We start from the raw sequence: 20,298 nt of genomic DNA, 5'->3' as shown, positions 1-20,298 counted from the left end.
AAACCGTGCTTATGCGCCAATGTTCTCCCTTCGTTCGCAAACTGTCAATGGATTTGTTCTTGCCCCGTTCTCATCGACTTAGATGACGTGCTTGAAGAACCGCGATCACTGATGCGAGGTCGAGCCCGCGCGAACGAAGCACGACAAGCAAATGGAACAGCAGATCTGCCGCCTCGTCGGCGAGGCCTGCGGTGTCTCGACTGACGGCGGCCAGGGCTACTTCGACCCCTTCTTCACCGACCTTTTGCGCCGCTTTGGCGGGGCCTTCCGCCAGCAGGCTCGCGGTATAGCTTTGGGCGGGGTCGGCCGACGCGCGCTCCGCCACGATCCTTTCCAGTTTTCCGAGCCAGCCCGCGCCAAGGCCCGCCTCTCCGAAACAGCTGTCGGTGCCACGATGGCAGGTCGGACCCGCCGGGTTGGCCCGGATCAGCAGGGCGTCGCGGTCGCAGTCCGCAGCGATGGACACCAGGCGCAGAACATTGCCGCTGCTCTCACCCTTGCGCCAAAGTCGCTGCTTCGACCGGCTGTAAAAGGTGACGAGCCCGTCGGACATCGTGGCGCCGAGCGCCTCGCGGTTCATATAGCCCAGCATCAGCAGCTGATCGGTCGCGGCATCCTGAACGACGGCGGGGAGGAGGCCGTCCATCTTCTCCCAGGCAAGGGCGTCCAAGTCCAAGGATCGCTCGTCGCTCATCGCCGCACCTCTACACCTTCTCCAGCAAGCCAATTCTTGAGCCCGCCGATCTCGATCAGCCGATCGTGAAACACCGTCGCCGCCAACGCGCCGCTCGCACCGGCGCGGAAGGCATCGCGGAAATGCTCGGGCGCGCCGGCGCCGCCGCTGACGATCAGGGGCACGCTGACCACGTTCATGACCGCGCGGGCATGAGGCAGGTCGTAGCCCGCGCGCACGCCATCCTCGGCCATGGCATTGAGCACTATCTCGCCAGCACCTCGTTCCGCCGCCTCCTGCGCCCACTCGACGGTCAGCCGCCCGCTGTCGCGCGTCGCCGCCGCATCGCCGGTATATTGCTTTACCCGGTAGTCGCCGTGCGCGTCCTTGAGGCTGTCGATCCCGACGACGATGCATTGGCTGCCAAAGTCCCTGGCGAGATCGGTGATCAGCGAAGGCGTTTCCAGCGCTGGAGAGTTGATCGAAACCTTGTCGGCACCGGCATCGAGCACCGCGGCGGCGGTGTCCCGGTCGCGAATGCCACCCGCGACGCAGAACGGAATGTCGATCACATTGGCGATATCGCGAACCCAGCCAAGGTCGACGCTGCGTCCCTCGGCGCTGGCCTTGATCTCGTAGAAGACGAGCTCGTCCGCGCCTTCCGCCGAATAACGCAGGGCATGCTCGACGATGTCGCCGATGTCGCGATGGTCGCGAAAGCGCACGCCCTTGGTGACGCGGCCATTCGCGACGTCCAGACAGGGAATGATCCTAGCGGCGGGCACGAAGCGCCTCCGCGAGAGGCAGGTGACCTTCCCACATGGCGCGGCCGAGAATCGCTCCCGCGGTGGTCAGCCCTCTGAGGTCATCCAGGGACGTCACCCCGCCGCTGGCCTGGATGTCCAGATGGGGCAGGCGCTCCACCGCTTGTGCAAGAAGCGCGTGATTAGGCCCTTCGAGCATCCCGTCGCGTCCGATATCCGTCAGCAGCAGGTGGCGGGCAGTGGGGTATCGGGCAGCGACATCCCACAGCGAAAGGCCGCTATCTTCCTGCCAGCCATGAGTCGCGACCATCGGCTCGCTGTCGACCCGGACGTCGAGGCTGAGCGTGATGCGCTCCGGCCCGAAGCGATCAAGCAGGGCGATGGTCGCGGCAGGATCGCGCACGGCAAGGCTTCCGATCACCACCCGCGAGGCGCCAGCATCGAGCAACGCGGCGACGTGGTCGGCGGTACGCACTCCGCCGGCCACTTGCAGGCGAAGGGGAGTCGCAGCGGCGAGCGCTTTCAGCAGATCATGCTGAACGGGCATACCCGCCTTCGCCCCATCGAGGTCGACGATATGGGCCCATTGGGCGCCGTCATCGGCAAACGAGCGCAGCGCGTCGGCTGGCAGCGGGTCGTAGAAGGTAACCTCGTCGAACCGACCCTGGCGCAGCCGCACGATGCGGCCGCCAATCAGGTCCATGGCGGGATACAGGATCATGCTGTCAGCCAAGCCTCAAGGAAGCGCGCACCCACGGGGCCAGAGCGTTCGGGATGAAATTGCGCGCCGGTCCAATTGTCCGAGCGAACCACCGCCGGGACCGGAATGCCGTGATGCGCGCGGGCGATGGTAGAAGGGCCATCGGGAGCCGCGTAGCTGTGGGCGAAATAGACATAATCTCCGGAAGTCAGGCCGATCTCAGCCGAGTCGGTCTCAATCTTGCTCCAGCCCATGTGCGGGATGGTGACGGTCGCCGACGGTGTCATTTTCCGGACGTCGCCGGGCAGCAGTCCGAGCAGGGCGACGTCACCTTCCTCACTCCGCTCGAACAGAAGGTGCATGCCAAGACATATCCCGAGCGCTGGCCCGGCGAAGCCGCGCAAGGCCTCGGCAAGACCGAGCGAGGCGATCCGTTGCATCGCAAAGCCTGCTGCGCCGACCCCCGGCAGGAGCAGACGCTCCGCACCGGTGATCCCTGCCGCTTCGCTGGTGCGACGCACCTCGGTCCCGAGCCGGCGAAGCGCGGTCTCGATCGAGCCGAGGTTGCCGTAGCCGAGGTCGACGAGCGTGACGACGTTCACAGCATGCCCTTAGTGCTGGGAAGCGAGTCACCTTTGCCTTCGATCGCAAGCGCTTGGCGAAGCGTCCTGCCAAACGCCTTGAAGCAGGCCTCGACCTTGTGGTGATCGTTCTCGCCCGCCACCTTGACGTGGATTGCGGCATCAAGGCTGTCGGCGAGGCTGCGAAAAACGTGCTGCGTCATCTCGGTCGGATAGTCGCCGATATGCGATGCGACGAAGTCGCCTTCGAAGCGGCAGTAGGGGCGGCCGCTAAGATCGATCAGCACCTGCGCCTCGGTCTCGTCCATCGGCAGCGCGAAGCCGAAGCGTCCGATCCCGCGTTTGTCGCCGAGAGCCGCCTTGAGTCCCTGTCCGAGCGCGATCGCCACGTCCTCGATGCTGTGGTGTGGATCGATATCCAGATCGCCGTCACAGCTCAGGATCAGGCTGAAACCACCGTGCGCCGCGACCTGGTCGAGCATGTGGTCATAATAAGGAATGCCCGTCGCGATTTGTCGCGGCTCGGCGCGATCGAGATCGATGGCGAGCGCAATTCGGGTTTCCTTGGTGTCGCGGGCAATTTCCGCGCGGCGCGGCGCCTTGCGTTCGACCGTGGCTCCGAACGCAGCAAGCGCGGCGTCGTTTTCGGCCCGTGTCCCGATGGTCAGCCGGATCCCGCCCGGTGCGGCCTTTGGCCGGTAGCGGACCCGAATGCCGTCGGCGCTTAGCCGTGCCGCCAGCTGCTCGGTGTCGATCGTTTCAAGGAACAGGAAATTGCCGGCGCTCGGATAGACCTTGCGGACGTAGGGGGAAGCGGCGAGCAACGGCGCCATTCGCTCGCGTTCGGCGAGCAGCTGGGCGATCCGCTCGCGGTGCACGGCCCGGCGCGCCGGCTGAAGCGCGTCGAGCGCGGCGGCGATCGACGGGGTCGGCAGCGGATAAGGCGGCAATACTCTGGCGACAATCTCCAGCGTTTCCGCCGGACCGATAAGCCCACCGACGCGAGCTCCGGCGAGCGCGAAGGCTTTGGACAAGGTCTTCAAGACGAGAAGGTTCAAGCGGACCACAGCTTCGCCAGCGAGGCTCGGCGTGTCGCTGAACTCGATATAGGCTTCGTCGGCGAGGATCATGACGTCGGGCAGCGCGTCGGCAATGCGCAGGATGTCAGCCGGATCGACCGCATTGCCGGTAGGATTGTTGGGCGTGCAGAGGAACAGCAGCTTCGTCCGCGGCTCGCCTTTCACGCCAGCTATAACGGCATCCGGATCGAGATCGAACGTCTCGGTCAAAGGGATGTCGATCACGCCCGCGCCCTGCACCCGCGCGAAATGGGCGTAGGCGGTGAAGCTCGGGCTGGTCACCGCCACCGCGTCCTCGGACCCGCGCAGGAAGGTGCGGCAGAGGAGATCGATTGCGTCGTCTCCGCCTCGTGTCACCAGGAATTGCGTAGAGACGACCCCGTAGAGTGCCGCCATGACGGCACGCAGGCGTTGCGGCTGTGGCTCGGGGTAGCGATTGACACCCGCGGCGAGATTGCCGCCAGACAGCGGACCAAAGGGGCTTTCGTTGGCGTCGAGCAGGATCGCGTCGGGGCTGACCTCGCGATTGCCGAGATCGAAGGGTTCGAGCGCGAGGATCGCGGGCCGGGCGAGGCGGCGGGCGAGGCTCATGCGGCGGCCCTCGCTTCGGCGGCGCGGGCGTGCGCCTCGAGAGATTCGAGACGGGCCAGCGCTGCGGCGGGGGCAGCAAGGGCCTGGCCAGCGGACTCGGACACGCGCTGGATGCTGATCGCCTTCATGAAGCTGTGCACCGTGATTCCACTCCATGCCCGCGCAGCGCCATCGGTGGGGAGAACGTGGCTCGATCCCGCCAGATAATCGCCGAAGCTCTCCGCCGCGGCGTGCCCCGCGAAAATCGCGCCGGCATTGTTGATAGCCGCGATCAATGGTTCGGGGTCGTCTACGGCAAGGCAGAGGTGTTCGGGCGCATAGATATTGGCGACCGACGCGGCCTCGGCGAGATCGCGGACGACAATGGCGCGGCCATGATCGAGCGAGCGACGCGCAAGGTCGGCGCGCGGGAGCTCGGCAACCTGCCGTTCGACCTCAGCTAGGGCTGCAGAGGCAATTTCGGTCGTATCGCTGACCAGAAGCACCTGCGCCGACGCGTCATGTTCGGCCTGGCTGAGGAGATCGGCGGCGACCATCACCGGCGACGCATTGCGATCGGCGATCACCATCAGTTCGGACGGACCCGCCGGCATGTCGATCGCCGGGCCACCAGGGAGGGCGCTGGCCTGCGTCTTCGCTTCGGCGACCCACGCGTTGCCGGGGCCGCAAATCTTGGGGCAAGGCGGAATGTCGCCGGCTCCGAATGCCAGCGCGGCGATCGCCTGCGCCCCGCCCACGGTCCAGATGCTGTCGATCCCGCACAATTCGGCCGCAAGCGCGATTGCCGGGTCAAGGCCACCGGGGCTCGGCGGGGTGACGACCACGATCTCGCGTACACCAGCAGCGCGTGCGGGGAGAGCGAGCATCAGCAAGGTCGAGAATAAGGGCGTCGCTCCACCCGGAACGTAAAGCCCGACCCGGTCGAGCGGACGCCAGACCTTTTCGACGACCAGGCCGGGCATGGTTTCGACCCTGGTATCGGCGGGTCGGCTCGCGTCGTGGAAGCGGCGGATGTTGTCGGCGGCAAGTTCCATCGCGGCTACCGCGTCGGCAGGTAGGCTGGCGCGGGCGGCAGTGGCTAGGGGAGCAATCGCCACTGCCTCGGGCGCGCGTCCGTCGATGCGTTCCGCGATGCGGCACAGCGCGTTCCACCCGCCGCTCCGCACCTCTTCGAGGATCGCAGTCACACCGGCGACGAGTTCAGGGGAGCGCCGCGCCGGCGGCCGAGCCAGCGCCGCCGCGCGCGCTTCGACGTCGAGATCGGACCAGCTGAGCGGGGTCACAGCATCATCTTTTCGATGGGAAGGACCAGGATCGCCGATGCGCCCGCGCCCTTCAATTGCTCGAGCGTTTCCCAGAACACCGATTCCCGCGCCACGGCGTGCACCGCGAAATGGCCCGGACGACCGTGCAGGGGGATGATGGTCGGAGCATCGGCGCCCGGCAGGATACGGGTGATCGCCGGGAGCGATTCCGAGGCGGCATTGAGGAGGATGTATTTGGCGTCCTTGGTCTGGAGCACCCCCTGAATCCGGCTGAGCAAGGCGCTGCCGAGTTCCACGCGAGCCGGCGGCACGGGACGTGTGGTGCGGATCAGCACCGCTTCGCTGTCGAATACGTCGGCAACCGCGCGCAAACCGTTGGCTTCGAGCGTCGCGCCGGTCGAGACGAGATCGCAGATGAAGGGCGCGATCTTGAGCCGCGGGGCGAGCTCCACCGCGCCGTTCATCTTGACCACGCTGGCCTCGACGCCCTGCTCCGCCAGCCAGCGCTCCACGATGCGCGGATACGAGGTCGCGACCCGCTTGCCGGCAAGGCTTTGCGGCCCTTCCCAGACCGTGTTTTCGGGAGCGGCGAGCTTGAGCGAGCAGCGGGCGGTGCCGAGCTCGGCGACGATCTCGACCGCCGATTCCTTCGACGACAGCCGAAATTCCTCCAGCACGTTGCCGCCGACGATCCCGAACTCGCACACGCCATCGGCGACGAAAGTCGGAATATCGTCGTCGCGCACGAACATGATGTCGGCCGCGAAATTCTCGACCCGCGCGGTCAAGGCGTTGCGGCCGTTCTGAAGCCGCAGGCCGGCCCCCTTCAGGAGGTCGCGGCTGATGTCGCTGAGGCGGCCGTTCTTCTGGATGGCGATGTGCAGGCGGTCGTCGTCAATCAGCATCGGAAGGGCTTTCACTGGCGGCAAGAGTATCGATCGCGGCGCGGTAACCCTGGTGCGGTTCCTGTCGCAGAAAGCGCGCGATGCGGACGATGGTGGTGGTGGAAACGCCGGTGGCGTCATGGATGTCCCGGTAGGAAAGGTCGGTCCCGTCGAGCAAACGGGCAACGTGCCAACGTTCGGCCAGCGTTCGTATTTCCTGCGGCGTGCAAAGGTCGGTCAGCAGGCGCGACATTTCTTCTGCCGATCCCGGCGTCAGAAGCGCGCGGCATAGCTCGGCGGTGAGAACTGCTCCGTCACGGGTCGGGGAAGGGTAAGGCGCCATTTGTTCCATCGTGCTAATACGATGAAACGCAGCTAGGGACGCTATTGCGCAGAGTCAACCGCGAGCACTCACCGAGGAAAGGCATGTAAAGTGGCGGGAGAGGGCTAGAGTGCGAGGCGATCAGACAGCAAAACGCCCGGGCCACCTTGCGGCAACCCGGGCGCCTTCGCGTGACGATTGCTCGTCAGCCCCCTTGGACCATTCGCGGCAGAGGAGCCGCCGCGGCTTGGAACGAAGCGAAAGGTGCCTCCTTTTGGGCGTGATGTCATCAGCTTAACGCCGAGCGTGCCAAAATCGCACAAGCCGTGTGACAGACCGGCAACAGTGCTGCTGTGATTGCCTGTTCATCTTGGCCCCTCTAGGGGGGCAGGCATGCGCCTTTCACAAGCTTTTTTGCCCGTCCTCAAGGAAAGCCCCGCCGACGCCCAGATCGTCAGCCACAAGCTGATGCTGCGCGCGGGCCTGGTTCGCCAGACGGCGGCCGGTATCTACGCCTGGCTGCCGCTCGGCCTCCGGGTCCTGAACAAGATCGAACAGATCGTCCGCGAGGAGCAGGACAAGGCCGGCGCAATCGAGCTTCTTATGCCGACGCTGCAGTCTGCCGACCTGTGGCGGCAAAGTGGGCGTTACGACGCTTACGGCCCCGAGATGCTGCGCATCCGCGATCGGCATGACCGTGAGATCCTCTACGGCCCGACCAACGAGGAAATGATCACCGCGCTGTTTGCGGCCGAGACGCGCTCCTACCGCGAACTGCCGCGCACCCTCTATCACATCCAGTGGAAGTTCCGCGACGAAGTCCGCCCGCGGTTCGGCGTGATGCGCGGGCGCGAATTTCTGATGAAGGACGCCTACAGCTTCGACCTCGACGAAGCGGGCGCGCGCCTCAGCTACTACAAGCAGATGCTGGCCTATCTGCGCACCTTTCAGCGGATGGGCATCCAGGCGGTGCCGATGCGCGCCGCCAATGGCCCGATCGGCGGCGACCTTTCCCACGAGTTTATCGTACTCGCCCCAACCGGCGAGAGCGAAGTCTTCTACGACGCAGCCTACGACAGCTTCGACTGGAGCCAGGCGGACCTGAATTACGCCGACGAAGCCGGGCTGAAGGGCCTGTTCGACCGCGTCAACACGACCTACGCCGCGACCGACGAGACCCACGACGAGGCCAAGTGGGCCGAGCTTCCCGAGGAAAGCCGCCGCACCGGCCGCGGGATCGAGGTCGGGCACATCTTCTACTTCGGCACCAAGTACAGTGACGCCATGGGGCTTAAAGTGTCCGGGCCCGACGGCTCCACCGTCTCCCCGCACATGGGCAGCTACGGCGTTGGCGTCAGCCGTCTGGTCGGCGCGATCATCGAAGCCAGCCACGACGACAACGGCATCATCTGGCCCGACGCGGTGGCACCGTGGCAGGTCGGCATCGTCACCATGCGCGGCGACGATGCGGCATCGCAGGCGGGCGCATCCGATCTCTACGACAAGCTCACCTCCGCTGGGATCGAGACGCTCTACGATGACCGCGACGAGCGGGGCGGGGCGAAGCTGGCGGGCATGGACCTGATGGGCCTTCCCAAGCAGATCATCATCGGCCCGCGCGGGCTGGCGGCCGGCACGGTCGAGCTCAAGGACCGTCCCACCGGCGAGAAGCAGGAGATCAGCATCGACAGCGTGCTTTCGAGGCTTACCGCATGATCCTCTCCCGCTACGAGCGGATCATTGCCAAGCGCTATCTCCTCCCAGGCAAGGGCGAGGGCGAGCGCTTCATCTTCCTCGTTTCGATGATCAGCCTCGCCGCCGTCGCCCTTGGCGTCGCGGCCCTGATCATCGTCATGAGCGTGATGAATGGCTTCCGCGCCGAACTGTTCGAGAAGACCGCCGGCCTCAACGGCCACGCCATTCTTCAGGGCTATGACGGCCGCCTCGAAGGTTGGCAGCGCATCGCCGATGGTGCCTTGAAGGTGCCCGGCGTCACGTCCGCCCTTCCGCTGATCGAGCAACCGCTGATGGCAAGCAGCAACGGCCGCGTCGAAGGCGTGCTGGTGCGCGGCATGCGGGTGGGGGACATCCGCAACAATCCGGTGCTGACCGGCGGCGTCAAGAGTGGCAGCCTCGCCAACCTCACCCCCGGCTGCAATTGCGTCGCCATCGGCACGCGCCTCGCCCAGCAGCTCGGCACCTTTCCGGGCGGCGAGATCAGCCTCATCAGTCCCGAAGGCCGCTCGACCCCGGTCGGGACCGTGCCGAGGATCGTCAGCTATACGGTTGCCGCCACTTTCGAGGTCGGTGTCTACGACTACGACAACGCCTTCGTCATCATGCCGATGGAAGACGCGCAAACCCTGCTGATGATGGGCGACGCGGTCGGCATGGTCGAGGTCAAGGTAACGAACCCTGACAAGGTTCAGGACCAGATGGGCGCGCTGACCCAGCTTGTGCAGGGCAGGGGCGCCGCGGTCGATTGGCGCAGCATGAATGCCGCCATCTTCGAGGCGCTGGAAGTCGAGCGCGTCGCGATGTTCGTCGTCCTCAGCCTCATTATCCTCGTTGCGGTGTTCAACATCCTGTCGAGCCTGATCATGCTGGTCCGCGCCAAGACCCGCGACATCGCGATCCTGCGGACCATGGGCGCCAGCCGCAAAGGCATGATGAAGGTGTTCGTCACCGTCGGCACAACCATCGGCACGCTTGGCATTCTCGGCGGGCTGCTAATCGGCGCCATATTCCTGTTCTTCCGCCAGCCGATCGTCGACGCCATCCAGTGGATCACCGGCCAGAACCTTTGGGATCCGAGCGTGCGCTTTTTGAGCGAACTGCCGAGCAAGACCGATCCGGTCGAGGTGACGGTCATCGTCGTCACCGCCTTTGTCCTGAGCTTCCTGTCCACGCTCTACCCGGCGTGGAAGGCGGCGAGCACGGATCCGGTGCAGGTGCTTCGTTATGAGTGAGGCGGTTCTCGAAACGCGCGGCCTCAAGCGCTCCTTTACGCAGGGCGACGTCACCATCACCGTGCTGAATGGCGTCGACCTCGCCGTGCAACCCGGCGAGATCGTCGCGCTGCTCGGGCCCTCGGGCTCGGGCAAATCGACCTTGCTGCAAGCCGTCGGCCTGCTCGAAGGCGGGTTTGAAGGCTCGATCCGCATCAATGGCCAGCAGGCCGAGGCGCTCGACACCGATGGCCGCACCGACCTGCGCCGCGAGGCGCTTGGGTTCGTCTATCAGTTTCACCACTTGCTGCCCGACTTCACCGCGATTGAGAATGTCACGCTGCCACAGCTTATTCGCGACGCGGAGCCGGAGGCGGCGAATGAGCGGGCGGTGTCGCTGCTGACCGCGCTCGGCCTCGGCCATCGCTTGAGCCACCGCCCGGCGAAGCTCAGCGGCGGCGAGCAGCAGCGCGTGGCGGTTGCCCGCGCGCTCGCCAATCGCCCGCCTTTGATCCTCGCCGACGAGCCGACCGGCAATCTCGACGAGCATACCGCCGACGTGGTGCTGGCCGAATTTCTCAATCTCGTCCGGAAAGAAGGCAGCGCGGCCCTTGTCGCCACGCACAACGAGCGTCTCGCCCGGCGGATGGACCGCGTGGTCCGCCTCCACGAGGGACGGCTCGAAGTGCTGGGACCAAAGCCCGCCTGAAGCGTTCCTGCGGCCATGGTTCAGCGTCCTCCCTTCGACCGCAACAATCCGCCGCCACCGGGCGGTTTCAATCCCCGTTTCACCGAGGGACGGAACGAGGATCGCCGCCCCGATCCGCGCTATGCCGAGCGGATTGGCGAGCGCGATGAGGAGCCGCGTTTCGAACGTCGGCCCGACCCGCGATACGACGAGGCCGACCCTTTCGACCGGGACCGTGCACGATCGCCCGCTGCCTCCGGCCCACGCCGCAATGGTCCCAACCGCTGGCTGCTGATCGTCGGAGGCCTTTTGCTGCTTGGCGCCATCCTGTTTGGGCTCTCGCTGACCCGATCAGGTCCGGGCTCGGACGCGGTTGGGGAGAATTCCGAGGGCCAGGACGAACAAACTGCCGCCGCTTCCGACCCGGAGGCGCGCTGCGCGGCGCCCGCGACCTACGACCTGATCAAGCGCGAGCTGTTTCGGCAAGCAGCCACCACGCGCGGGTCCGACCAAACGGCGTTTGATCAGCTTTCCGGCTATTCGGCCCTGCGGGTCGCCAACCCCGTACTGCGTGAACAGGACGCGGGCCTCGAGCGGGTGAGCTGTCAGGCCGACGTCACGCTCGACCTGCCGCCGGGCGTCCAAGTCGTCGGCGGGCGCCGGTCGCTTTCGGCGAGCCTTGGCTACAACCTGCAACCCGCAGCCGACCAGAGCGGCGACGTCGTGACGCTAAGTGGTGCCGAGGGCATCGTGGTGCCGCTGGCGACACTTGCCCGGATGGGAAGCCCCGCGCCGTCACCCGCTTCGACACCGCCGAGTGAGCCTGAAGTCATCGTCCCGCCGACTGCTCCCGAGGTACCCGAAGCGCCCGGCCCCGTAGACGAGCCCGCTGCCCCACCGGCCCCGCCCACGGCGTCGGCCAACCCGAGCTTCAACTGCGCCCGTGCCCGCACCCGCGGTGAGATTGCAGTCTGCAACAGCCCCGAACTCGCCGCCCTCGACCGGCAGATGGCGAACTTCTATGGCACTGCCTATCGCGGCGCCGATCCGGAAGCCCGCGCGCTGCTGGAGCGGACCCGCAGCCGCTTTCTCGGCTTCCGTGATCGTTGACGCAGCGATGAATGTGTGGCCGACGCCTATCGGGGGCGGATCAGCGAAATCAGGGACATCGCCGACGGCCGCTGGCGCGGCCAATAGCTTCCGCAGCGCGACGTAGCTGGGGATAAGTCGGCCCCTTCCGCTTCCCATCAAGAGGTCCCATCTTTAGACCTCGCTCATGGCCTTTGTTCCCCTTCGCGTCCTGTCTTCCTTCTCGATGCTCGAGGGCGCGATCGAGCCGAAGATCCTCGCCAAGACGGCGGCCAAGCGCGGCTTTCCGGCGGTGGCGCTGACCGATCGCAACGGGCTCTACGCCGCGATGGCCTTCAGCGACGCGGCGATGGATGCCGGCGTCCAGCCGATCATCGGTGCCACGCTCGGCGTCGCTCGACCGGTCGAGTGGGGCGGGGCCAAGGAAACGATCGATTGGCTGGCGCTGCTGGCCAAGGATGAGGCGGGTTACGCCAATCTGTGCCGGCTGGTCAGCAAAGCGCACATGGAGCGCCCCGATCACCTGACCCCTCACATCACGATGGACGACCTAGCAGGCCATGCCGAGGGTCTGATTGCGCTGACCGCAGGCGGGGAAGGGGCGGTCGTCCGCCTGCTCGCCGATGGCCAGGCGGGCAAGGCGCGCGCGGCGCTGGAGAGACTCGCCTCCCTCTTTCCCGACCGCCTTTATGTCGAGGTAAGCCGCCGCGGCGACGCCGCCGAGGAAACCGCGGAAGGCGCGCTGCTCGACCTCGCTTACGACCTCGCTCTGCCCTTGGTCGCGACCAACCCGGCGCTCTACGCCGAGCCCCATTTTCACGCCGCCCACGACGCCATGCTATGCATCGCCAACAGCGCTTACGTCGACGAAGCCGAGCGCCCGCGGTCCAGCGAAGACGCCTGGCTGAAGGGCGAGCCCGAGATGGCGGCCCTGTTCGCCGACCTTCCCGAAGCGCTTGCCAATACTCTCGTCGTAGCCCGCCGCTGCGCCGTCAGCGCACCCAAGCGCCGTCCGATTCTGCCGCGGATGGGGGAGGACGAGGACGAAGCTCTCCGCGCCGCGGCCCATGCTGGCCTTGAAAAGCGGATCGAACTTTATGCCGAGGACCTGAAGCCTACCTACCGTGAACGCCTCGACTTCGAACTCGACGTCATCGTCCGCATGGGGTTTGCCGGCTACTTCCTGATCGTCGCCGACTTCATCCAGTGGGCCAAGAACAACGATATTCCGGTCGGTCCAGGCCGTGGTTCGGGCGCGGGCTCGGCAGTCGCCTGGGCGCTGCTGATCACCGACCTCGACCCGCTCGAGCTTGGTTTGCTGTTCGAGCGCTTCCTAAATCCCGAACGCGTGTCGATGCCCGACTTCGACATCGATTTCTGTGAAACCCACCGCGACAAGGTGATCCGCTACGTCCAGGGCAAATATGGCCGGGACAAGGTAGCGCAGATCATCACCTTCGGACGCCTCAAGGCCCGCGCCGTGCTCAAGGACACGGGCCGCGTTCTGCAGATGAGCTATGGCCATGTCGACCGGCTGGCCAAGCTTGTGCCCAACCATCCGACCGACCCGTGGACGCTTGAGCGTTCCCTAAATGGCGTCAGTGAGTTGGCCGCCGAAGTGAAGAACGAGCCGCAGGTAAAGCGGCTGTTCGACCTCGCGATGAAGCTCGAAGGCCTGCCGCGCCACAGCTCGACCCATGCCGCTGGCGTCGTCATCGGCGATCGCCCGCTGCAGGAGCTGGTTCCGCTTCACCGCGACCCGCGGTCGGACATGCCGGTCACCCAATTCGACATGAAGTATGTCGAGGGCGCGGGGCTGGTGAAGTTCGACTTCCTCGGCCTCAAGACCTTATCGGTGCTGAAGGAAGGCCAGCGGCTCCTCGCCAAGCGCGGGATCGAGGTCGATTACTCGAAGCTCAAATGGGAAGACCCGAAAGTCTACGAACTCCTCCAGCGCGGTGACACGGTGGGCGTGTTCCAGCTCGAATCCGAAGGCATGCGGCGGACGCTGGCGGCGGTGCGGCCGACTAACTTCGGCGATATCATCGCGCTGGTCTCACTCTACCGCCCGGGCCCGATGGACAATATCCCGCTGTTCGGCGACCGCAAGAACGGCCGGCAGGAGATCCAATATCCGCACGCCCTGCTCGAGGATGTGCTCAAGGAAACCTACGGCATCTTCGTCTACCAGGAACAGGTGATGCAGGCCGCGCAGGTGCTGGCAGGCTACAGCCTAGGCGAAGCCGATCTGCTGCGCCGCGCGATGGGCAAGAAGATCAAGGCCGAGATGGACGCCCAGCGCGCCCGCTTCGTCGAGGGTTGCGGGCGGCAGGACATCAAGCCGGGCAAGGCAAACGAGCTGTTCGACTTGATCGACAAGTTCGCCGGCTACGGCTTCAACAAGAGCCACGCCGCCGCCTACGCCCTCGTCGCCTATCATACCGCCTGGTTGAAGGCGCATCACCCGGCCGAATTCTACGCCGCCTCGATGAGCTACGACCTCCACCAGACCGACAAGCTCTGCCTGTTCGTCGACGACCTCCGCCGCATGGGCCAGACCCTGCTGCCACCCGACGTCAATGCCAGCGAGGCCGCGTTCGACGTGCAGGATGGCGGCGTGCGTAATGCGCTGGGGGCGCTCAAGGGCGTGGGCGAAAAGGCGATGGAGGAGCTTGTCACCGAGCGGATGAAGAAGCCGTTCGCCAGCCTCGAGGATTTCGCGGCGCGGATCGATCCGAGGATCCTCAACCGCCGCCAGCTCGAAAGCCTCGCTTCCGCCGGGGCCCTCGACAGCCTCAACCCCGACCGTGCGGCGGTCCATGCCGGCGCCGAGACCATCCTTGCCCACGCCGCCAGCGCGCACCAGGAGAAGACCAGCGGGCAGGGCGGTCTGTTCGGTGGCGGCAGCGACGGTCCTGCCGAAGTGGTGCCGATCCGGCTGCCCCGCGACGCGCGCTGGACCCTGGCCGAGCGGATGGCGGCCGAGCGAGACGCCTTCGGTTTCTATTTTTCGGCCCATCCGGTCGATCATCACAAGCATCTGCTTGCCGCGCACAAGGTGCGGCAATCAACCGAGCTTGGCGCGGTCAACATTCCCGCCGACGGGCGCGGCGCTGCGACGATGGCGGGATTGGTCGAGGAAGCGCGCTGGCGCACCTCGCAAAAGGGTCGCCGCTTCATGATGGCCCGCTTCAGCGACAGTGGCGGTCAGTTCGACGCCACCGTATTCGACGACGAAGCCGCCGCAGCGGTAGAAGCCGCTGCCAAGGCAGGGCAATGCGGCCTGCTCACGGTCGAACTCGACCGCCGCCCGGGTGAAGAACAGCCGCGGGTCACGATCAAGCGCTTTCAGCCGCTCGAGGAATTGGCCCGCCGCAGCCGGGTCGAGCTCACCGTCCGCTGCCCTGACGAAGCCGCCATTTCCGCGGTCCTGGCCGAGTTCAAGGAGCTCGCCGCCGGAAGCGGGATCGTGCGGTTGGTGGTTCCGGTCAGCAATGGCCGGGCTGCGCAGCTGCTTTTGCCCGGGCGCTTCGCGGTCGATGCCGAGCTCGGGGCCCGACTGGAACGCTTCGTCGGCGAAGGCGGCGTTACCCTCGCCGCGGCCGAACAATTGCGCCTCGTCGGCTGACACGAAAAAGCCCCGGCATCGCTGCCGGGGCCTTCGTCGATGACAGGGCCGGAAGGCCTCAGGCCATCTTCATGCCTTCCTTGTTCATCAGGCTGGTGATCTTGGCGTTTTGCTCCTCGCTCAGCGAGTTCTTGAAGCGCGGATAGACCTGCTCTTCCTCCATCCGCGCATGTTCCTCGATCAGGTCGCGGAACTCGCGCACGGTGGGAAGGAACTCCGCACTGCCCTTGTCCATGTTTTCAAGGCGATAGAGATAGGTCTTCACATAGCCATGCTCATGCTCGAGATGGTCGGCGTCGACCGTTTCGTTGGCCTGACGCAGCGCCGGATAGACCACCTGCTCCTCCTGCGCGGCATGCTTGTTCAGCGCATAATGCAGCGTCTTGATCAGCGCCGTGCGCTTCAGAGTCTCGTCATCCTCGGTAGCGAGAATGAGATCGAACTTCGCCAGCGTCGCCTTGTGTTCGAGCGCGAGGATCTGATCCCATTCTCCGCCGGCCGCCATCGATTCCGAGGTCTGCTGGACGAATTTGCGAACCCAGTTGACGCCGATGCCGATCGCCGCGCCGGCGGCCAGCGCACCGAGTAGCGGGGCCGCTCCAGTGGCGGTGTCTCCGAAACTGAAGGCGCTACGCTCGGTGTTCGAGCGATTGGTTTTCTTGGTGCCCGCCGTGGTACGGGTGCGCGTACGATTTTCGTTTCGCGTGGCCATGTGATGTCTCCCGGATGGGGTGAATGCTTGGCCGAGAAACGGGTGGAGCAGGGTGGCCGTTCCTGTTGCGAGCGGTTTGCAACGAACGGCCACCCGGCCGGTCAGACGTCGGCGGGTTCTTCTGCCTTGGTATGCTCGACGATCAGCGCTTCGATATCGGGAATCGGACGCCCGCTCATTTCCTTGTTGATGGTACAGACGACGCGCTTTTCGACTTCCTTGTGAAGCGCCTTGCGAAGGACGCCGAGCGCCTTGGGCGGGGCGACGATGCAAAGATGCTCGAAGTCACCGCGAAGCGCGCGAAGGCGCAGCTTTTCGGCCGCTTCCTTGACCCAATTGTCCTCGTCCTGCTGCTTGAAGTCGGTTTCTTCCATGCTCGACCGGCCGGGCCCGACGCTGCTGTGCGAGGTGCCGGGGGCGTCGGTCTTCAGATCGCCGTCATGGGCTGCGTCGTCGCGCTCTTCATGCGCTTCGGTGCGCAGGTCGATCTGGTTCGTGTCGCCTTCGTTGCGGAAGAACAGCATCTTGCGGCCGTCGACCACCAGGACCAGCGCACGATTGGGAATGGGCATGTAAAACTCCTCCTTGCCTACAAGGAAGAGAACGGACGGACCCCGTCAGGGTTGCGCCCCGGCCTGTGCCGAGGCGCCACGATCATTCCTCGCTGACGCCCGGATCCACCGGTTTGTCGAGTTCGTGCTCGGCCGTGTTGGCGCCATCGTCGATCGCGACCTCGCCGTCGTTCAGTGCCTCGACCTCGACCTCGTCCTCCTCGTCGATGCGCGCGACCGACACGACATGCTCGGATTTGTCGACACGGAAGATCATCACGCCCTGCGTGTTGCGACCCGCGATGCGGATCGAGCCCACGGTGGTGCGGATCATCTTGCCCTGGTTGGTCGCCAGCATGATCTGTTCGCCGGGCTTGACCGGGAAGCTCGCCACCACACCGCCATTGCGTTCGCCGGTATCGATATTGGTGATGCCCTGGCCACCGCGGCCGGTGCGGCGGTATTCGTACGCGCTGGTGCGCTTCCCGTAGCCGTTTTCGGTGACGGTGAGGATGAACTGTTCCGCCTCCGCCATGTAAGCGTAGCGGTCGGCCTCGATCCCTTCTGCGCCATCATTGTCGCGCCATTTCGGGCTGCGCAGATAGGCTTCGCGTTCTTCCGGCGTGGTCCCGGCCCGGCGCAGGATCGACATCGAGATGACTTGGTCATCGCCCAGCAACCGCACGCCGCGAACCCCGGTGGAAGAGCGCGACTGGAATTCGCGGATCGCCGTCGACATGAAGCGGATCGCCTTGCCGTTGCGCGTCGCGAGCAGGACGTCGTCTTCCTCGCTGCACAGCGCGACGCCGACCAGCCGGTCGGTCGCATCTTCTTCCTCGCCCTCGTCGGCGATCCCGAACTTCATCGCGATCTTGCCGGCGGTGGGAATATTCTTGAATGCATCCATGCTGTTGCGGCGCACCGCGCCATGCGCCGTGGCGAACATCAGGTGAAGCGCGTTCCACTGCTCCTCGTCCTCGGGTAGCGGAAGCACAGTGGTGATCACTTCGCCCGCCTGAAGCGGCAGGATGTTGATCATGGGCCGCCCCTTGGCGGTCGGGCCGCCTTCGGGCAGGCGCCACACCTTCATCCGGTAGACCCGGCCGAGGTTTGAGAAGAACAGCACCGGGGTGTGGGTCGAGGTCACGAACAGGTTGGTGACCGCATCCTCGTCCTTGGTGGCGATCCCCGACCGGCCCTTGCCGCCGCGCTTCTGCTCGCGGAACACCGACAGCGCGGTGCGCTTGATGTAGCCGGTCATGGTCACCGTCACGACCATGTCCTCGCGCTCGATCAGGTCCTCGTCGTCGATCCCGTCGAACGCCGCGGCGAGCTCGGTCTTGCGCGGGGTCGAGAATTCCCGGTCGACCTCGTCCAGTTCCTCGCGCATCACTTCGTACAGGCGGACGCGATTGCCGAGGATTTCGAGAAGGTCGGTGATGACCTTGGCGAGCCCTTCGAGCTCATTGCCGATTTCGTCGCGGCCGAGAGCGGTCAGGCGGTGGAGGCGCAGGTCAAGAATCGCCTTCACCTGCGCTTCGCTGAGGCGATAATCCGCGCCCACGGCCTGCGCTTCGACCGCTTCGACCAGCCGGATATAGGGGCGGATCTCGTCACCCGGCCACGCCCTCGCCAGCAGCGCTTCGCGCGCTTCTGCAGGCGAGGCGCTGCCGCGGATAATGCGGACGACCTCGTCGAGATTGGTGACCGCTACCACCAGCCCGAGCAGGATGTGGGCCCGCTCGCGCGCCTTCATCAGCTCGAACTTGGAGCGGCGGGTGATGACCTCTTCGCGGAACTTGACGAAGCTCTCGATGATGTCGCGCAGGGTTAACGTCTCGGGCCGGCCCGAGCGGATCGCCAGCATGTTGGCCGGGAACGACCCCTGCGCCGGGGTATGCCGCCATAGCTGGTTCAGGACCACCTCGGGCGTTGCGTCGCGCTTCAGCTCGATAACCACGCGAACGCCTTCGCGGTTGCTCTCGTCGCGAATGTCCGAAACGCCCTCGATGCGCTTGTCCTTGGCGGCCTCTGCGATCTTCTCGACCAGCGCGTTCTTGCCCTGCTGGAAGGGAATTTCGGTCAGGACGATCGACTTGCGGTCGTTGCGGCCTTCCTCGATCTTGTACTTCGAACGCACCGCGACCGAGCCACGACCGGTGGTGTAGGCCGAGCGAATGCCCGCGGTGCCAAGAATGATGGCGCCGGTCGGGAAATCCGGCCCCTTGACGTGCTCCACCAACTGTTCGGTGGTGACCGCCGGGTCGTCGATATAGGCGCGGCAGGCGCTAAGCACTTCGCCGAGGTTATGCGGCGGGATGTTGGTCGCCATGCCGACTGCGATGCCGCCCGCGCCGTTGACCAGCAGGTTGGGAAAGCGCGCCGGAAGCACCTGCGGCTCGCGCTCGGATGCGTCGTAGTTCGGCTGGAAGTTGACCGTGTCCTTGTCGAGATCGCCGAGCAGGAAGCCCGCCACCTTGGCCAGCCGCGCTTCGGTATAACGCATGGCGGCGGGCGGATCGGGATCCATCGAGCCGAAGTTGCCCTGGCCGTCGATCAGCGGCACGCGCATCGACCAGTCCTGGGTCATGCGGGCCAGCGCATCATAGATCGCGGTGTCGCCGTGCGGGTGATATTTACCGATCACGTCACCGACGATGCGGGCGGATTTGCGGTAGGGCCGGTTGTAGACGAACCCGTTCTCGCTTGCCGAGAAGAGGATCCGGCGGTGCACTGGCTTCAGGCCGTCGCGAACGTCGGGCAGCGCGCGGCTGACGATGACGCTCATTGCATAGTCGAGGTAGGAGGTCTTCATCTCCTCGACGATGGAGATGGGGGCGATGAAATCCGTCGACGAAGGCGGGGTTTCCGCCGGGGGCAAGGTGGCCAAGTGCGTTCCTGATGCTTGTGCTTATCGTTATGCTTCGAGGTCTAGCAGCGCGCGCGTGTACGCGCGAGGGATTTCGTGGTTTCGTCAGCCTTTGACGAAGAGCGGGCGGGCAGGGGTGCTGCCTTCCGCGTCATGGGCCCAGCCATCGCGATCGAAGCCCTTCAGCGCCGCGAGGTCGCTGACCCGTTCCTCGCACAGCCAGCGCGCCATGGTGCCCCGCGCGACCTTGGCGGTGAAGCTCTGGAACTGAAGGCCCTTGGCAGTCCTTACCCGGAAATCGGGGCTGACCAGAGTCACGCCTTTCTTGGGCAGGAAGGGCTGCACCACCGCAAAATATTCGTTGCTGGCGAGGTTCATCAGCACGCCGCCGTCGGCCTTGACCTCGTCCAGCACGGCCTTGGCGACTTTACGCCCCCAATGCTCGACCAGCTTGCCGCCGCTCGGGCTCCACCCCGTACCCATTTCGAGCCGATAAGGCTTCATCGCGTCGAGCGGTCGAAGCACGCCGTAGAGACCCGACAGGATGCGCAGATGATCCTGCGCGAAAGCAATGGTTTCCTCGTCCGCGCTGGCCGCGTCGAAGCCGCGATAGACGTCGCCGGCGAACGCGCGGATGGCGGGCCGCTTGTCGGCCTTGCGGAAGGTCTTGAAGCGCGCCGCATTGAGCTCCGCCAGCTTGTCGGAAATGTGCATCAGCCCGGCCAGATCGTCGGGGGTAAGCTTGGCCGCGGCGCGCGCGATGCTGCCCGCTTCCCGCTCGAAGCGCGGCTGGGTCGGCTCCTCGTCGAAGGGGGTTGCGAAATCGAGGGTCTTGGCGGGGGAGAGAAGGATGATCACGATGAAAGGGCGGCTAGCAAAGCTGCGGCCTATCCGTCCATACCGGCTGCTAACCGCATGAAAAGTCACGGTTCAATCGAGGTTCACCGAGAATCG

At 65.5% G+C, this 20,298-nt stretch carries 17 protein-coding genes; 5 read left to right on the top strand and 12 right to left on the bottom strand.

Annotated elements, in window-relative coordinates; all coding sequences use genetic code 11:
- Positions 1–70 precede the first annotated feature (70 nt).
- From hisIE to V6R86_RS10145, 8 genes are read right to left on the bottom strand one after another with little or no spacing between them, the layout of a single operon-like run.
- Entirely contained in the window at positions 71–694 is a 624-nt protein-coding gene (hisIE, locus tag V6R86_RS10180) for a bifunctional phosphoribosyl-AMP cyclohydrolase/phosphoribosyl-ATP diphosphatase HisIE (protein WP_338504309.1), read from the bottom strand.
- The gene (hisF, locus tag V6R86_RS10175) at positions 691–1,458 is read right to left on the bottom strand and encodes an imidazole glycerol phosphate synthase subunit HisF (protein ID WP_338504308.1); all 768 of its coding nucleotides are present in this window, start codon (positions 1,456–1,458) and stop codon (positions 691–693) included. The genes hisIE and hisF overlap by 4 nt, the downstream gene beginning before the upstream one ends.
- A complete protein-coding gene (locus V6R86_RS10170; protein ID WP_338504307.1) occupies positions 1,445–2,158 on the bottom strand; it encodes a HisA/HisF-related TIM barrel protein in 714 nt (237 codons plus the stop codon). The genes hisF and V6R86_RS10170 overlap by 14 nt, the downstream gene beginning before the upstream one ends.
- Entirely contained in the window at positions 2,155–2,739 is a 585-nt protein-coding gene (gene hisH, locus V6R86_RS10165) for an imidazole glycerol phosphate synthase subunit HisH (protein WP_338504306.1), read from the bottom strand. Before hisH ends, V6R86_RS10170 begins: the two co-directional genes overlap by 4 nt.
- Positions 2,736–4,388 carry an imidazoleglycerol-phosphate dehydratase HisB gene (gene hisB, locus V6R86_RS10160; protein ID WP_338504304.1) on the bottom strand — a complete coding sequence of 551 codons (1,653 nt, stop codon included), beginning with the start codon at positions 4,386–4,388 and terminating at the stop codon, positions 2,736–2,738. The genes hisH and hisB overlap by 4 nt, the downstream gene beginning before the upstream one ends.
- Complete coding sequence (gene hisD, locus V6R86_RS10155; protein WP_338504303.1) at positions 4,385–5,671, bottom strand: histidinol dehydrogenase; 1,287 nt, start codon at positions 5,669–5,671, stop codon at positions 4,385–4,387. The genes hisB and hisD overlap by 4 nt, the downstream gene beginning before the upstream one ends.
- A complete protein-coding gene (hisG, locus tag V6R86_RS10150; protein ID WP_338504302.1) occupies positions 5,668–6,558 on the bottom strand; it encodes an ATP phosphoribosyltransferase in 891 nt (296 codons plus the stop codon). The genes hisD and hisG overlap by 4 nt, the downstream gene beginning before the upstream one ends.
- Entirely contained in the window at positions 6,548–6,880 is a 333-nt protein-coding gene (locus V6R86_RS10145) for a YerC/YecD family TrpR-related protein (RefSeq protein WP_338504301.1), read from the bottom strand. The genes hisG and V6R86_RS10145 overlap by 11 nt, the downstream gene beginning before the upstream one ends.
- Positions 6,881–7,252: 372 nt before the next feature.
- Between V6R86_RS10145 and proS the strand changes: the two genes are divergently transcribed.
- From proS to dnaE, 5 genes are all read left to right on the top strand, one after another.
- Positions 7,253–8,575, top strand: coding sequence for a proline--tRNA ligase (gene proS, locus V6R86_RS10140; protein ID WP_338504300.1), 1,323 nt, complete (start codon positions 7,253–7,255; stop codon positions 8,573–8,575).
- Positions 8,572–9,828, top strand: coding sequence for a lipoprotein-releasing ABC transporter permease subunit (locus V6R86_RS10135; RefSeq protein WP_338504299.1), 1,257 nt, complete (start codon positions 8,572–8,574; stop codon positions 9,826–9,828). The genes proS and V6R86_RS10135 overlap by 4 nt, the downstream gene beginning before the upstream one ends.
- Entirely contained in the window at positions 9,821–10,516 is a 696-nt protein-coding gene (locus tag V6R86_RS10130) for an ABC transporter ATP-binding protein (protein ID WP_338504298.1), read from the top strand. Before V6R86_RS10135 ends, V6R86_RS10130 begins: the two co-directional genes overlap by 8 nt.
- A 15-nt stretch (positions 10,517–10,531) precedes the next feature.
- A complete protein-coding gene (locus tag V6R86_RS10125; RefSeq protein WP_338504297.1) occupies positions 10,532–11,605 on the top strand; it encodes a hypothetical protein in 1,074 nt (357 codons plus the stop codon).
- 166 nt (positions 11,606–11,771) lie between these two features.
- Positions 11,772–15,212: a DNA polymerase III subunit alpha gene (gene dnaE / locus V6R86_RS10120; RefSeq protein ID WP_338504295.1), complete on the top strand. Its 3,441-nt coding sequence runs from the start codon at positions 11,772–11,774 to the stop codon at positions 15,210–15,212.
- A 58-nt stretch (positions 15,213–15,270) separates the two neighbouring features.
- Here the strand turns inward: dnaE and V6R86_RS10115 are convergent, their stop codons facing one another.
- From V6R86_RS10115 to V6R86_RS10100, 4 genes are all read right to left on the bottom strand, one after another.
- The gene (locus V6R86_RS10115; RefSeq protein WP_338504293.1) at positions 15,271–15,924 is read right to left on the bottom strand and encodes a hemerythrin domain-containing protein; all 654 of its coding nucleotides are present in this window, start codon (positions 15,922–15,924) and stop codon (positions 15,271–15,273) included.
- Positions 15,925–16,025: 101 nt separating this feature from the next.
- Positions 16,026–16,496, bottom strand: a complete 471-nt coding sequence (locus tag V6R86_RS10110; RefSeq protein WP_338504292.1) for a host attachment family protein — start codon at positions 16,494–16,496, stop codon at positions 16,026–16,028.
- 82 nt (positions 16,497–16,578) lie between these two features.
- Positions 16,579–19,290, bottom strand: coding sequence for a DNA gyrase subunit A (gene gyrA, locus V6R86_RS10105; RefSeq protein ID WP_425335986.1), 2,712 nt, complete (start codon positions 19,288–19,290; stop codon positions 16,579–16,581).
- A 159-nt stretch (positions 19,291–19,449) separates the two neighbouring features.
- Positions 19,450–20,202: a YaaA family protein gene (locus V6R86_RS10100; RefSeq protein WP_338504290.1), complete on the bottom strand. Its 753-nt coding sequence runs from the start codon at positions 20,200–20,202 to the stop codon at positions 19,450–19,452.
- Positions 20,203–20,298: the final 96 nt, after the last annotated feature.

Origin of the sequence: Sphingomonas kaistensis, assembly GCF_036884275.1 — a bacterium.
GTDB classification, from domain to species: domain Bacteria; phylum Pseudomonadota; class Alphaproteobacteria; order Sphingomonadales; family Sphingomonadaceae; genus Sphingomicrobium; species Sphingomicrobium kaistense_A.
Note: the sequence above shows the minus strand (reverse complement) of the source record. Positions and strands in the feature narration are given on the sequence as shown.